This is a genomic window from Microbacterium sp. NPDC097977 (assembly GCF_040302605.1).
Taxonomy (GTDB): Bacteria; Actinomycetota; Actinomycetes; order Actinomycetales; family Microbacteriaceae; genus Microbacterium.
On record NZ_JBEOUR010000032.1, the window covers coordinates 1 to 14,328 of the forward strand.

Below are 14,328 nucleotides of genomic sequence, written 5' to 3' on the forward strand. Positions count from 1 at the left end.
AGGTGGGAGACTCCCCATCGGCCTCGACCGCAGCGATCAGCGCGTCGGCGTCGAAGATGTAGTTGCCCATGGATGCGAGGACCTCGTGCGGAGAGTCCTCGAGTCCCGTGGCATCGGTGGGCTTCTCGAGGAACTGCTTGATGCGACCCGACTGCGTGTCCGCGTCGATCACGCCGAACTGCGATGCCATCGAGATGGGCTGACGGATGCCGGCGACGGTGGCCTTCGCGCCGGACTCGATGTGCGCGTCGAGCATCTGGCGGAAGTCCATGCGGTACACGTGGTCGGCGCCGATCACCACGACGATGTCGGGCTTCTCGTCGTTGATCAGGTTCATGCTCTGCAGGATCGCGTCGGCCGAGCCCGAGAACCAGCGCTTGCCCAGGCGCTGCTGGGCGGGCACGGACGCGACGTACGAGTCGAGCAGCGCGGACATCCGCCAGGTCTGGGAGATGTGCCGGTCGAGGCTGTGCGACTTGTACTGGGTGAGCACGACGATCTGCCGGAGACCGGAGTTGATGAGGTTCGAGATCGCGAAATCTATCAGGCGGTACTGTCCACCGAAAGGCACGGCAGGTTTGGCACGGTCACCCGTGAGGGGCATGAGACGCTTACCCTCGCCGCCGGCGAGGATGATGCCGAAGATCTTCTTTGGAGCGGACATGCACCTACCATAGAGGCGAATCGACCCGCCGAACTAGCATCTGGACAAGTGAGTCACTACCGTCTAACCATGCGCGTCGAGATGATCACGAAGGAATACCCGCCGGAGATCTACGGAGGTGCCGGAGTGCACGTCGCGGAGCTCGTCACGGCGCTGCGACAGAGCATCGACGTGCAGGTGCGGGCCTTCGGTTCGCCCCGAGATGAGGCGGGTACGTCCGCCTACCGGACCCCCTCCGAACTCGCCTCCGCGAACGCCGCGCTGCAGACGCTGGGCACCGATCTCGAGATCGTCGCGGCGATCTCCGACGCCGACCTCGTGCACAGCCACACCTGGTACGCGAACTTCGCGGGTCATCTCGCGTCGCAGCTGCACGGCATCCCGCACGTGCTCACCGCCCACAGTCTCGAGCCGCTGCGGCCCTGGAAGGCCGAGCAGCTCGGAGGCGGCTACGCGGTCTCCAGCGGGATCGAGAAGCTGGCGTACGAGAACGCCGCCGCGGTCATCGCGGTGAGCGCGGGCATGCGCGCGGACATCCTGCGCAGCTACCCGTCGGTGGACCCGGCGAAGGTCCGGGTGATCCACAACGGTATCGACGTGGACCGGTGGCGTCCGGTGCAGAATCCCGCGTTCCTCGAGTCCGTGGGAATCGACCCGTCGCGTCCGTCCGTCGTCTTCGTCGGCAGGATCACGCGTCAGAAGGGCCTGCCGTACCTGCTGCAGGCGGCGCGACTGCTTCCCCCGGAGGTGCAGCTGATCCTGTGCGCGGGCGCGCCCGACACCGCCGAGATCATGGCGGAGGTGCAGGAGGGGGTGAAGCTCCTGCAGCAGACCAGGGAGGGAGTGGTCTGGATCGAGCGGATGCTGCCGCGCGACGAGCTCTCCGCCATCCTCACCGCCGCCACCACGTTCGTCTGCCCCTCCGTCTACGAGCCGCTCGGGATCGTCAACCTCGAGGCCATGGCGTGCGGCGCCGCCGTCGTCGGGACCGCGACCGGTGGAATCCCCGAGGTCGTCGCCGACGGCGTGACGGGGCGCCTGGTGCCGATCGAGCAGGTGCAGGACGGCACCGGCACGCCGGTCGACCCCGAGCGCTACGTCGCGGATCTCGCGCGGGTGCTGACAGAGGTGACCTCCGATCCCGAGCGTGCACGCGCGTACGGCGAGGCCGGTCGGGAGAGGGCTCGCGACGAGTTCAGCTGGGGAGCGATCGCCGACACCACGCGCGCGCTGTACGCGGAGCTCACCGCCTGAGCCGATAGGCTGGAGGCATGTCGAGCGCCCTGGAATTCACCGACGTCGTCGTGCGCCGCGAGGGGCGCGACATCATCGATCACGTGACCTGGCAGGTCGACGATGATCAGCGGTGGGTGATCCTCGGCCCCAACGGCGCAGGCAAGACCACGCTGCTCCAGCTCGCCGACACGCTGATGCATCCGACCGCGGGAACCGTCACCGTGCTGGGGGAGACCCTCGGCCGGACCGACGTGTTCGAGCTGCGCCCGCGGATCGGCTTCGCCTCTTCGGCGATGGCCAAGCGCGTTCCGCGCGACGAGACGGTTCTGAATACCGTGCTCACGGCGGCCTTCTCGGTGCTCGGACGGTGGAACGAGGGCTACGAGGACATCGACGAGCGTCGCGCGCTGCGTGTCCTCGCGGACTGGCGCCTCGATCACCTCGCCGAGCGCACGTTCGGAACGCTGAGCGACGGAGAGCAGAAGCGCGTCCAGATCGCCCGCGCGGTGATGACGGACCCCGAGCTGCTGCTGCTCGACGAGCCGACCGCGTCGCTCGACCTCGGTTCGAGGGAAGAACTGCTGGCCCTGCTGAGCGGGTACGCGTCGTCGCCGACGACTCCGGCCATGCTGATGGTCACCCACCACGTCGAGGAGATCCCCGTCGGGTTCACCCATGTGCTCCTCATGCGCGAGGGACGGATCGTGGCCGCGGGCCCGATCGCCGAGACCCTCACCGCCGACGCGCTGACCGAGGCGTTCGGCATGCCGATCGTGCTCAGCAGCGAAGACGGCCGCTACGCCGCTCGCGCAGCATCCTGACGAGCATCTGGTAGGATCGATCCTTGGTGCGTCGTGCACCGCAGACTTCCCTCGTCCCTGGCACAATCCAGGGCAGCAACTAAGGAATCCCATGAAGACTGACATTCACCCCGTGTACAAGGACGTCGTGTTCCGCGACCTCGGCTCGGGCGAGACGTTCCGCACCCGATCGACGGTGTCCAGCGACAAGACGATCGAGCTCGACGGTGTCGAGTACCCCGTCATCGACGTCGAGATCTCGTCGGCCTCGCACCCGTTCTACACGGGCAAGCAGCGCATCATGGACTCGGCCGGCCGCGTCGAGAAGTTCAACCAGCGCTTCAAGGGCTTCGGCGGCTCGTCCAAGTAAGGACATCGCCACCACGAAGGCCCCGGTTCTCGGAACCGGGGCCTTCGTCGTATCCGGCGGCCGGGCCGGACGGACTCAGAGGTCGATCGTGATGCGGTCGCCGCGGATGCTGTGGGGCGGGTCGCCCGCCACCGGGGCAGGAGCCATGCGCTTCGTCTGACGATCGCGCTCGATGCCGGCGCCATGGGCCGACGGCATCCAGATCGCGTCGAACGATCCGCCCAGTCCGCCGCCGGAGCTCTCGTACTTCCGCTCGAGGGGCACGCGCGAATACACGGCCACGATCACGATCACGACCGCGATCACGACCAGGAGCACGATCGCCACGGTCAGAAGCATCCCCACCGTCTCAGCCATGTGTCCAGGCTAGAAGACTCTTCCGCCGCCGGCATCCGCCCACGGGATGATCCTCAGCGGATGCGCCGTCCGTGCGCGAGGTCGATCAGACGGCTGAGGACGGGGCCGGAGCGGAGACCGTTGTGCTCGTGCTCGCTGGTCACCCACAGTGCGATTCCCGGGAGCAGCCCCGCGGTCTCGAGCGAGTACTCCAGGGGGACGTAGACGTCGTTCGCGTAGACCGCCGTGGCTCCGGTCGCCCCGGACGCCTCGATCGCCACCCGGTCGTAGAGGCGCGGCCACTCGAACTCGGCGAGCTCGAGTGTCACCTCGCGCCAGGGCCGGAATGCGGGGACCGTCTCGGTCCACTCGCGACGGATGTGCTCGCCGGTGAAGAGGGTGACGTCCTCGCGGAAGTCGTCGGGCTCGACACGCTCGGCCGACCACCGGGTCGCGTGTCCGTCGGCGTAGCTCGACTCGTGGAAGGCGAAGTAGAGCGGATTGCGGCCGCTGTACGGCATCGCGTGCATGAGGTCGTGACGGAAGGCGTTCGACCTGTGGTCGCGCTCGAGAAGCGACCACAGCGTCTGCCACCCCTCGTTCATGCCGAGGGCCGACCCCACCGACCGCAGACGCGAGCGGGACACCACTTCACCGTCCGGCAGGACGATGTCGCCGGCATCCGCGTGATCCACCAGCCTGCGCATGCGATCGCGGTGCTCGGGGAACCGACGGTAATAGCGCTCGGAGGCGTCGCGCATCTTGCTGTAGCAGAGGGCGTAGACCTCGTCCGGGTGTCGGCCGATCGCACTCAGGCCGCCCGTGATGAAGACATCGGCCAGCGAGGCGGCATGGGTCGACAGGTATGCGAGCGATGTGAATCCGCCGAACGACTGACCCAGCACGCTCCAGGTGATCGCACCGAGGTGCTCGCGCATCGCCTCGCAGTCGCGCACGATGGCATCGGCGCGCAGGTGGGTCAGATACTCGGCGACGGCTGCCGAGCCCTCGGCCAGGTCGTCGTCTCCGACCGGAGTCGACAGGCCGGTGCCGCGCTGGTCCAGCATGACCACGCGGTAGTGGGCGAGAGCCTCGTCGAGCCAGGGCGGTGCTGTCGACGAGTGGAACGGGCGGGGCGCCTCGTGCCCCGGTCCGCCCTGGAGGTAGACGAGGAAGGGCAGCGAGTCGCCTCCGTCGCGGGTCACGACGCGCGCGAAGATCTCGATCGTGCGGGTGTCGGCGGGGTCGTCCCACACGAGCGGGACGGTCAGAGTGTGCTCTTCGACGGCGAGGTCGAGCAGACGATGGATGGTCGTGGTCATGTCACATCACATTCCCGATGTAGGAGTACTTCACGAAGACCTCCGAGGCGATGTCCGCCTCCTGGAGCACGCCCTGCACAGCGCTCATCATGTACGTGGAATCCCACCCCATGTACAGGTGATGGGTGTCGTCGAGCCGGTCCCACTGCCCCTTCCACGCGGTCCCGTCGTAGATCGGTCCGCCGTGCGCGGCGCAGTACGAGACCGCCGCAGCGCGGGTGTCGGTCCACGCACGTCGGAAGACGCGGTTGAACAGATGCCGGACGTCGTAGACCTCCCAGCGCTCTCCGCGGTATTCGACGTACTCGAACTCGCGCTCCCAGCCCGCGGGCCAGCCACGGCGCCGCACGGCGTCGAGGATCGGGGTCAGACCGTCGTCGTCGATCTCGGTGAGCGCAGGCCGCGCCCAGATGCGCAGGAGCTCGGCCGTGAGCCGCACGGTGCGCTGCGAGATCATGGCCGTTCCCCAGGTCTCGGTCGACTGCAGCGCCGCGGTCTCGGGAACCGCGCTGCGCGCATACGCCGAGGTGCGCTTCACGGCGTACGGCTCCCCGAAGTACCGCTCCGACAGGCTCTGCTCCAGCAGCGTCAGGTTGCCGAGCGTGGGCGCCAGCGCACGGTGGGCGTTTCGCTCGTCGTCGGAGTAGTCGATCCATTCGCGCGCTCCGTCGCCCGACCAGCTGTCGCTGGGAACGGTCGGGACGATGTGCTCGACGTCGAATCCGTCCGTGTCCTCGACGCCCTCCAGCCGCCCGAGAACGTACGCCGGGTGGGGGAGCTCGCTGTACTTGAGCACCGCGCTGACCCGCTCGTCCGAGGGTGTGATGCGCGCGAAGGCCCTCTCGAGCGCGTCGGGTCCGTCCACGCGCGCACGGCAGAGCCGGGCGACGAGGCGTTCATTGGGCAGGTTGACGAGCGTCCGTCGCAGGTACATCGCCTGGATCCGCTCCAGGGTGCGGATCAGCTCGTCACGCGGGATGAGCCCTTTGGCGTGGTCGCTGTAGACGCTCAGGACGAGCGGATAGGAGGCACGACCGAAGGTGTTCACGAATCGCAGCTGCCGCGCGATCTCGGAGTCCTTCTCGAGAGAGGGATCCAGCAGGATGCCGTAGATCTCCGCGTAGTGCCGCCACACCTCGGCATCCGCCTGCAGATGGTCCACGTCGACGCGCGGGAACGACTGTCGGAACGCGCTGTACACCCCGTGCTCGCCGTTCGCGGCGACCTCGCGTCCCGTCGTCATCACGAGGTAGTGCCGCCAGAACGCGGCGATGTTCTCGCCCGCGTGGCGTTCGATGGGAAGCCAGAACCGGGCCTCGACGTCGAGCTGCTCGGTGTGCGTGAGGCCCATCAGGATGTAGTTGTGGATGAGCTCGTGATCGCGCAGCGGTTCGCCCGTCGAGTTCAGGCTCTCGAAGATCTGCTGAGCGTTCGCACCTGCGCCGAGCGTGATGGACACGTGCTCGAGGCGCTGCAGGCCCTGCCAGATCGTCGCCGCCTCATCGGCATGCACCTGGCTGCGGAAGAAGGCGTAGTTGTCGTCGAAACGGGACTCACGATCGGCGTGGTCGCCCCGATCCAGCACCACCGACTCGTAGAGCTCGGCCCAGGCGTCGTGAGGACGCAGCTTCGTCCTGCGGGGATCGTCGGGGCGCACCAGGACGCGGTCCAGTTCCGCGGCGAGCTCGGGAGCGCTGTCGCGCACCGCGTGCTGCAGGGCGGCCACGAGCAGCATGATCGTGGTGATCCGCTGCTGACCGTCGATCAGCACGAGCTCGGTGTCGGCGTCGGAATCGTCGGCGGCCGAGAGGATCGAGCCGATGAAGTGGCGGTGCGACGAGTTCTCGCGGGCGACGGCACGCACATCGGAGAGCAACTGCTCGCAGCCGCCGATGTCCCACCGATACTGCCGCTGATACACCGGGACGACGATGGTCGTGGAGTCCTCTGCGAGCCACTCGATCGTATTGACAGCTGTCGCCTCGACGTTCGTCGCAGTGCTCATGCTGGTGTCTCGTCCTCCCGTAACGCGCGGCGCCGAGGAGTCGCCAGGCGCCCGATTCAGTCTATTCGCTTATTCACGGCGGGCTTCGGCGGCGCTCCAGAGGCGCCCTGTTAGGCTTGCCTTATCAGGGCCTGTTAAAACGTGCTGGCCCCCGATGAGAGGATCTGGTTCAGATCATGGGATACATCAAGTCCGCCGCCCTCGAAGACAAGGGCTTCGTCGTTCTCGACAGCTACGACCAGGAGCTCGACCCCAAGGAGTGGCTCGACATCGAGTACAACGACTGGAAGTCGTCGGGCGACACCCGCTTCGCGCCGCTCGCGAGCGCCAAGGGCGAGATCGAGTGCAACGGCTTCTGGAACCACAAGCCGCCGCGCACCGACAAGGACGGCGTCTGGATCGACTCCCAGACCGCCAAGGCCCCGAACCTGACGCGTCGCGCGCAGGAGCCCGGTGCGAACGTCGGTCGCTGCCGTGTCATCGAGCTGCAGCCCACGCCCTACGGCGAGTGCCTGTACAACCTCCACCAGGATGACAACAACCGTCTGAACCCGGACGGCACCGGATGGGTCGTCCGCGGCTTCTTCAACCTCAGCGACGACAAGGACAGCTTCTTCGTCCTGCGCGAGAACCGCACCGACCCGAGCGTCGAGTACCGCATCGCTCTGCCGGCGGGAGCGCAGCTCATCGTCGACACGCAGCGGCTGTGGCACGCGGCGACCCACGTGGGCAGCGAGCCGCGGTACTGCCTCATCACGTCGTGGACCTCGGGACCCGAGCTCGACGCGTACATCGAGAAGTACAACGGCACCGACGACGTGCCGAACGTCGAGGTCCCGCAGGACGTCCTCGAGGCCGGATACGCCGAGCAGGCACGTCGCGACGCCGCCCGCGCCGCGTACTACGCGGCGAAGGGCCAGCAGGTCAAGCAGGCCATGAGCGAGGCGTGATCCTCGTCTGACTCCGTACAGTCAGGTCCGAAGGCCCCGGTCCCCGTGACCGGGGCCTTCGTCGTCGAATCACATGCTTGTGATTTCGCCTGGTCTGGGCGAGAATAGGCGCATAACCGCATATTCACGCCAGTTCTCGGTGTTTCAGGTCGTTGGGGAAGACGCACCTGATGAAACGGAGAGATCATGGCGACGGCTTACGCACGCGGAGTGGTTTTCGTCCACTCTGCCCCTCGCGCGCTCTGCCCGCACCTGGAATGGGCGGTCGGACGCGCTATCGGTCGTGCTGTGAACTTCGACTGGAGCGAACAGCCGGTGCTCGACGGTGCTCGACGCGCGGAGTTCTACTGGGACGGTCCGGTCGGGACGGGAGCCGCCCTGGCGACGGCGATCCGCGGCTGGGAGCACCTGCGCTTCGAGGTGACCGAGGACCCGACGCCCCGCAGCGACGGTGGCCGATGGCTGCACACGCCCGATCTCGGCATCCACTATGCGCAGACCGATGCGGCGGGCAACATCGTGATCGGCGAAGACCGCATCCGCTACGCGATGGAGATCGCCGCGGGCAGTGCGACCGAGCTGCAGCGCGAGCTCGACATCGCGCTGGGCTCTGCCTGGGACGAGGAGCTGGAGCCGTTCCGTCACGCCAGCGACGATGCGCGCGTCGTCTGGCTGCACAAGGTGGGCTAGAGCCCGACACAGACCTGGAGCGGGAAGGCGCGAGTATCGGATGCCGGTGACATGTCCCGGACGCCGAGAATGCGAATTCCCGCTCCACATGACGAGGACCCCGCCCCTGATCCAGGGACGGGGTCCTCGTCTGCCCTCAGATGACGGCCGCGCGGGGCGCTTCCTCGTCGGACGTCGACCCTCCGCTCATCACGTGGGACCAGGCGCGGCCCAGACGCTCCATCGCCTCCGTCGTGCGTTCGGGAGAGAGCGTGATGGGGATCCGCAGTCGGCGTTCCAGCACTCCGCCGGTGGTGAAGCGCGGCCCTGGCGGCACGATCAGCCCGTGCCGCCGCGCCGCCAGCGACACCTCCGTCGACACGGGGGCGCCGAGATCGAGCCAGGTCGAGAGTCCGCCTCTCGTCGGCGGCATCGCGATGCCGCCGAGCGCCCCGAGGCCGGCCGCCACGGCCGCCCTGCCTGCGCGAAGGCGCGACGCCACATGGGTGGTGAGAGCCGGCATGTCCTGCAGGAGCTCGACGGCGATGCACTGCTCGAGCAGCGCTGTGCCGAGTTCGAACGAGGGGCGGGTGGCGAGCAGTCGGGAGATGAGCGCGCGGTCCGCGCGGATCCAGCCGATCCGCAGACCGCCCCAGGCGATCTTCGACATGGACCCCACCGTGATCACCTGTGGGCTGTGGGCGGACATGGGCAGGGGAGTCCAGCCGCGATCGATGTCGAGCTCGGCGGTCGTCTCGTCGACGATCACATGCGTCCCCGTGCTCCGCGCCGTGGTCGCGATGCGGGAGCGCTCGGCGTCGCTCATCGTCGCCCCGGTCGGATTGTGGAAGTCGGGGATCAGATAGGCGACGTGCGGGCGGCTCCGCAGGAGGGTGTCGGTGACATGGCGCTCGTCCCAGCCGGTGACCTCGACGGGCGTGGGGAGCATCCGGTAGCCGTACCGGTGCAGCGCCTCGAGTGCGTGCGGAAAGGTGGGCTGCTCGACCAGGGCGCGTTCACCGCGGCGTCCGATCGTCGCGAGGATCAGATTGACGGCGTTGACGGCTCCGGAGGTGATGATGATCTCGTCGGGATCGGTCTCGACCCCGCGATCGGTGAACCGTCTGGCGACGGCATCGCGCAGCTCGGGAAGACCGCGCAGCGAGTATCCGCTGGTCCCGCGCAACGCTGCGAGGCGCGGCAGCGACCTCACCGTGGCATCGTAGAGGCCCGGCGTCGAATCCATCGAGGCGATGGAGAGGTCGATCGCCTCCTCGTCATCGGGGTCGGAGAGACGGTGTTCCGTGTGCGGCAGCGCGACCCGCGTGCTTCCACCGTGTCGACGCACCACATAGCCGTCGCCCTCGAGGAGTCCGTAGACGCGGGTCGTCGTCGATCGGGATCGGCGCAGTTCGAGCGCCAGGGCCCGTTCGCTGGGCAGCCGCTCCCCGACGGTCAACCGGCCGTCGAGGATCAGCGCGCGGATCTGCTGCGCGAGGGATGCGGCGGTGGCGCCGGCGGCGTTCTGCCCACCCAGCTGCTCGACGAGTCGTGAGGCCATATTCCCATGATGCCGCAAAGTGGACTGGTGTTCGCAGGCCACTTTCCTTCGAGTGGTCTGGACTCGTGCGCGTCGCGACAGTCCACGATGGAACGATGCAGCTCCGTTCCCTCTTCCTGCCGATCTCCGCGACCAGTCGACGCGACCTCGTCGAGCGCGTCGTGCAGCTGCTGGTCGGTCTCTTCCTCTACGGCGTCGCGCTGGGACTGATGGTGCACGGCGGCATCGGAGTGGCACCCTGGGACGTCCTCGCCCTCGGCGTCGCCGGCCAGACCGGAATCGGCTACGGCGCTGTCACCGTGCTCGTGTCGATCCTCGTGCTGGTGCTGTGGATCCCGCTGCGGCAGCGTGTCGGGCTCGGCACCCTCCTCAACGCCCTGCTCGTGGGACCGAGCGCCGACCTCGCGCTCGCGCTGATCCCCGAGCCGCCGTCGGTCTGGGTCGGCGCGCCCATGTTCGTGGCCGGTCTCGTGCTCCTCGCGTTCGCGACGGGACTGTACATCGCCGCGGACTTCGGTCCGGGTCCGCGCGACGGGCTCATGACGGGTCTCGTCCGCCGGACGGGGTGGCCGGTGTGGCTCGTGCGCACCCTGATCGAGGGGAGCGTGCTGGCCATCGGGTTCCTGCTCGGCGGCCCGGTGGGTGTCGGCACCGTGCTCTTCGCCTTCGGCGTCGGGCCGCTGGTCGGCTGGTTCCTGCCCTGGACGACGCGGCTCCGCCAGACGCGGTCGCGCCAGCTGGCGCGAGCCTGACGCACGCACACTGACGCTCTGATGCACGAGAGCGGCCCCCGGGAATCCCCGGGGGCCGCTCTCGTGCATCGACGTCTGTCGTGCCGCGGTGTCAGTCGGCGTTGGAGAACACGGCGACCGCGTTGTGGCCGCCGAAGCCGAAGGAGTTGCTGATCGCGTACAGCGTGCCCTCGCCGAGAGGCTGCGCCTCACCCGACAGCCTGAACGGCACGGCCGGGTCGGGCTCGGTCATGTTGATGGTCGGAGGCGCGACGCGGTCGCGCAGCGCGAGGAGCGCGAAGATCGCCTCGAGTGCTCCGGTGCCGCCGAGCAGGTGGCCGGTGGAGGCCTTGGTCGCCGAGACGGGGATCTCGTCGATCCGCTCGCCGAACACCTTGCGGAGCGCGACGTACTCGTTGGGGTCGCCCACCGGGGTCGACGTCGCGTGCGCGTTGATGTGAGCGACCTGATCGGCCGTGATCCCGGCCTCGTCGAGCGCCTGCGTGACCGCACGTGCGGCTCCGGTCCCCTCGGGGTCATTGCCGGTGATGTGGTACGCATCGGCCGTGACGCCGCCGCCGAGCACGTAACCGTAGATCTTCGCGCCGCGCGCCTTGGCGTGCTCCTCGGTCTCGAGGATGAGGGCCGCAGCGCCTTCGCCCATGACGAAGCCGTCACGGTCGATCGCGCCGGGGCGTGATGCGGTCGCGGGGTCGTCGTTGCGCCGCGAGAGCGCCTGCGCCGAGGCGAAGGACGCCATGGTGATCGGGTGGATGGCCGATTCGGTGCCGCCGGCGATCACGACGTCGGCCAGGCCGTCCTGCAGGTGGTGGAACGCATGGATGATCGACTCGGTGCTGGAGGCGCAGGCGCTCACCACGGTCTGCGCGTACGCGCGCGCCTGGAACTGCAGCGAGAGGTTGCCCGCCGCCGCGTTCGGCATCAGCATCGGAACAGTCAGGGGCATCACCCGACGCGGGCCCTTCTCGCGCAGGGTGTCCCAGGCGTCGAGGAGCGTCCAGAGGCCGCCGATGCCGGTGGCGAAATCGACGCCGAGTCGCTCGGGGGCGACCTCGGGCTCGCCCGCATCCGCCCAGGCCTCACGGGCCGCGATGAGGGCGAACTGCGATGAGGGGTCGAGCCGCTTCGCCTCGTGGCGGGGCAGGACCTCCTCCGGCCGCACGATCGCCTCGGCGGCGAAGGTGACGGGAAGCTCGTACTGCTGCACCCAGTCGTGCTCGAGGGTGCGGGTTCCGGACTGCCCTGCGAGCAGGTTGGTCCAGTTCTCGGGTGCTGTCCCGCCGATGGCGGACGTGGCGCCGATGCCGGTGACGACGATGCGCTTGGTCATGAGTGGTTCCTTAACGGGCGGGTCGAGCAGGGAGAGGGCAAGGCGGAGGATGCCACACCCCGCGGATGCGGGGGTGGCATCCTGCGTGGATTACTCCTGGCCTGCGACGATGAAGGAGACGGCGTCGCCGACGGTCTTGAGGTTCTTGACCTCGTCGTCGGGGATGGTGACGCCGAACTTCTCCTCGGCGTTGACGACGATCGTCATCATCGAGATCGAGTCGATGTCGAGGTCGTCGGTGAACGACTTCTCGAGGGCGACCTCGGAAGCGTTGATGCCGGTCTCATCGGTGATCAGCTCTGCGAGGCCTGCGAGGACCTCATCGTTGGTGAAAGCCATGTGGTCTTCCTCTTTCTTACGGGTTGTATTCGGAACCGTGGAACAGTCTAGGGACAGTCAGGGCGTTGTCAGGGGAGGACGACGACCTGGGCGGCGAACACGAGGCCCGCGCCGAAGCCGATCTGCAGCGCCAGGCCGCCGGAGAGTTCGGGGTGTTCGGCCATCAGTCGGTGGCTGGCGAGCGGGATCGAGGCGGCCGAGGTGTTGCCCGTGGTCTCGATGTCGCGGGCGATCACCGTGGACTCGGGCAGCTTGAGCTGCTTCGCGAACTCGTCGATGATGCGCATGTTCGCCTGGTGCGGGATGAACGCGGCGATGTCGGCCGGCTCGACGCCGGCACGGTCGAGAGCCTCACGTGCGACCTTCGCCATCTCCCACACCGCCCAGCGGAACACCGTCTGGCCCTCCTGACGGAGCGTCGGCCACGGCACCTCGCCGTCGCGGAACTCGGTCAAGGTGCCGTTCATGCCCACGGCGTCTGCCTTGGAGCCGTCGGAGCCCCACACCGCCGGTGCGATGCCGGGCGTGTCGCTCGGGCCGATGAGCGCGGCGCCCGCACCGTCACCCAGGAGGAACGAGATGCTGCGGTCCGCGGGATCGACGATGTCGGAGAGCTTCTCGGTGCCGATGACGAGCGCGTAGTGGGCGGCACCCGACTTGATCAGCGCGTCGGCCTGAGTGACGGCGTACGCGTAGCCCGCGCAGGCGGCATTGATGTCGTACGCCGCGGCGGGGTTGGCGCCCACGCGGTCGGCGACGATGGCGGAGACCGAGGGGGACTGCTTCGGGTTGCTGATCGTGGCGACGATGACGAGATCCACCTGGTCGGCGGAGATCCCCGACTTCTCGATGGCCTCGGCGGCGGCGGTGGTGGCGAGGTCGATCGCATCGGTGCCCTTGTCGGCACGCACGCGGGTCACGATGCCGGTGCGCTGGCGGATCCACTCGTCGCTCGAGTCGATCGGACCGATCAGATCGTCGTTCGGCACCGCGTTCTCGCCGCGCGCCGCGCCGTACGAGTAGATGCGCGTGTACGCGGGGCCTGAGATCTGGTTCAGCGTGGCGCTCATGCGGCGTCTCCGTTCAGCAGCGCGACGGCCGCATCGAGGTCATCGGGGGTCTTGACGGCGACGGCGGGGATGCCGCGCAGGCCGCGCTTGGCGAGACCGGTGAGAGCGCCGGCGGGCGCGAGCTCGATGAGTCCGGTGATGCCCTGATCGGCGAAAGAGGCCATGCACAGGTCCCAGCGCACGGGGGAGGAGACCTGGTCGACGAGATAGTCCAGCGCCTGCCCGCCATCCGTGACGACGGATCCGTCACGGTTGGTCCACAGCGTGAGGTCGGGGTCGGACGGGGTGACCGTCGAGACGGCGTCGCGCAGAGCGGTCACGGCCGAGGCCATGTACGAGGTGTGGAATGCGCCTGCCACCTGTAGCGGGATGACCCGGGTGCCCTTGACCGGCTCGGTCGACAGCGCGTCGAGCCCTGCCAGCTCTCCGGCGACGACGAGCTGCCCGCCCCCGTTGTAGTTGGCGGGGGAGAGCCCGAGCTCGCCGAGGCGGGTGAGGATCGTCTCCTCGTCGCCGCCGAGCACGGCGCTCATGCCCGTCGGAGTCTGCGCGGCGGCTTCGGCCATCGCGCGGCCACGGATGCCGACGAGTCGCATGCCGGTCTCGGCATCGATCACACCGCTGCCGACCAGCGCGGCGATCTCGCCCACGGAGTGGCCGGCGATGCCATCAGCCCTGCGCCCGGCGCGCGCCGCGAGAGCATCGGCGGCGATGAGCGATGCGGCGACGATGAGCGGCTGAGCGATCTGCGTGTCGCGGATCGTGTCGGCATCCGACACCGTTCCGTGCTGCTGGAGGTCGACCTCGGCGGCGGCGGAGTAGGTGGCGAGTCTCTCGGCCACCCCGTCCAGCTCGAGCCAGGGGGAGAGGAAACCGGGGGTCTGCGAGCCCTGTCCAGGGCATACGACGACAATCACATCCCCA

General features: G+C 68.4%; 15 protein-coding genes. 6 read left to right on the forward strand and 9 right to left on the reverse strand.

The annotated features are described in order from the left end of the window. On the reverse strand, nt 1-664 hold a 664-nt coding region (locus ABTZ43_RS09100; protein ID WP_350538566.1), incomplete at its 3' end, for a sugar phosphate nucleotidyltransferase. 69 nt (nt 665-733) lie between these two features. Here ABTZ43_RS09100 and glgA point away from each other — a divergent pair. From glgA to ABTZ43_RS09115, 3 genes are all read left to right on the forward strand, one after another. Then, nucleotides 734-1,918 (forward strand): glycogen synthase, encoded by a 1,185-nt coding sequence (gene glgA, locus ABTZ43_RS09105; RefSeq protein WP_350538567.1) that lies wholly within the window; start codon nt 734-736, stop codon nt 1,916-1,918. Nucleotides 1,919-1,935: 17 nt separating this feature from the next. After that, on the forward strand, nt 1,936-2,721 hold the full coding sequence (locus ABTZ43_RS09110; protein WP_314098171.1) for an ABC transporter ATP-binding protein: 786 nt from the start codon (nt 1,936-1,938) through the stop codon (nt 2,719-2,721). 91 nt (nt 2,722-2,812) lie between these two features. Next, the gene (locus ABTZ43_RS09115; RefSeq protein ID WP_045254549.1) at nt 2,813-3,070 is read left to right on the forward strand and encodes a type B 50S ribosomal protein L31; all 258 of its coding nucleotides are present in this window, start codon (nt 2,813-2,815) and stop codon (nt 3,068-3,070) included. A 75-nt stretch (nt 3,071-3,145) separates the two neighbouring features. Here ABTZ43_RS09115 and ABTZ43_RS09120 read toward each other — a convergent pair whose 3' ends face one another. The 3 genes from ABTZ43_RS09120 to ABTZ43_RS09130 are packed head-to-tail and all read right to left on the reverse strand — an operon-like array spanning nt 3,146 to nt 6,733. Beyond that, on the reverse strand, nt 3,146-3,427 hold the full coding sequence (locus tag ABTZ43_RS09120; RefSeq protein WP_350538568.1) for a hypothetical protein: 282 nt from the start codon (nt 3,425-3,427) through the stop codon (nt 3,146-3,148). 53 nt (nt 3,428-3,480) lie between these two features. After that, on the reverse strand, nt 3,481-4,728 hold the full coding sequence (locus ABTZ43_RS09125; protein WP_350538569.1) for an alpha/beta fold hydrolase: 1,248 nt from the start codon (nt 4,726-4,728) through the stop codon (nt 3,481-3,483). Between the two features lies 1 nt (nt 4,729). After that, a complete protein-coding gene (locus ABTZ43_RS09130) occupies nt 4,730-6,733 on the reverse strand; it encodes a DUF262 domain-containing protein (protein WP_314098179.1) in 2,004 nt (667 codons plus the stop codon). A gap of 176 nt (nt 6,734-6,909) precedes the next feature. Between ABTZ43_RS09130 and ABTZ43_RS09135 the strand changes: the two genes are divergently transcribed. Next, nucleotides 6,910-7,683, forward strand: coding sequence for a hypothetical protein (locus tag ABTZ43_RS09135; RefSeq protein ID WP_056418068.1), 774 nt, complete (start codon nt 6,910-6,912; stop codon nt 7,681-7,683). Between the two features lie 186 nt (nt 7,684-7,869). After that, nucleotides 7,870-8,373 carry a DUF3145 domain-containing protein gene (locus ABTZ43_RS09140; protein ID WP_056418067.1) on the forward strand — a complete coding sequence of 168 codons (504 nt, stop codon included), beginning with the start codon at nt 7,870-7,872 and terminating at the stop codon, nt 8,371-8,373. A 136-nt stretch (nt 8,374-8,509) separates the two neighbouring features. Here the strand turns inward: ABTZ43_RS09140 and yczR are convergent, their stop codons facing one another. After that, nucleotides 8,510-9,913: a MocR-like transcription factor YczR gene (gene yczR / locus ABTZ43_RS09145; protein WP_350538570.1), complete on the reverse strand. Its 1,404-nt coding sequence runs from the start codon at nt 9,911-9,913 to the stop codon at nt 8,510-8,512. Nucleotides 9,914-10,008: 95 nt separating this feature from the next. On the opposite strand from yczR, the gene yczE reads away from it, so the two are divergent. Then, nucleotides 10,009-10,665: a membrane protein YczE gene (yczE, locus tag ABTZ43_RS09150; protein ID WP_056418060.1), complete on the forward strand. Its 657-nt coding sequence runs from the start codon at nt 10,009-10,011 to the stop codon at nt 10,663-10,665. Between the two features lie 91 nt (nt 10,666-10,756). Here the strand turns inward: yczE and ABTZ43_RS09155 are convergent, their stop codons facing one another. The 4 genes from ABTZ43_RS09155 to ABTZ43_RS09170 form a co-directional block, all read right to left on the reverse strand. Further along, nucleotides 10,757-11,995, reverse strand: coding sequence for a beta-ketoacyl-[acyl-carrier-protein] synthase family protein (locus tag ABTZ43_RS09155; RefSeq protein WP_056418057.1), 1,239 nt, complete (start codon nt 11,993-11,995; stop codon nt 10,757-10,759). A gap of 90 nt (nt 11,996-12,085) precedes the next feature. Beyond that, nucleotides 12,086-12,334 carry an acyl carrier protein gene (locus ABTZ43_RS09160; protein ID WP_017830435.1) on the reverse strand — a complete coding sequence of 83 codons (249 nt, stop codon included), beginning with the start codon at nt 12,332-12,334 and terminating at the stop codon, nt 12,086-12,088. 68 nt (nt 12,335-12,402) lie between these two features. Continuing rightward, nucleotides 12,403-13,404, reverse strand: coding sequence for a beta-ketoacyl-ACP synthase III (locus ABTZ43_RS09165; protein ID WP_056418054.1), 1,002 nt, complete (start codon nt 13,402-13,404; stop codon nt 12,403-12,405). After that, nucleotides 13,401-14,321: an ACP S-malonyltransferase gene (locus ABTZ43_RS09170; protein ID WP_350538571.1), complete on the reverse strand. Its 921-nt coding sequence runs from the start codon at nt 14,319-14,321 to the stop codon at nt 13,401-13,403. The genes ABTZ43_RS09165 and ABTZ43_RS09170 overlap by 4 nt, the downstream gene beginning before the upstream one ends. Between the last annotated feature and the right edge of the window lie 7 nt (nt 14,322-14,328).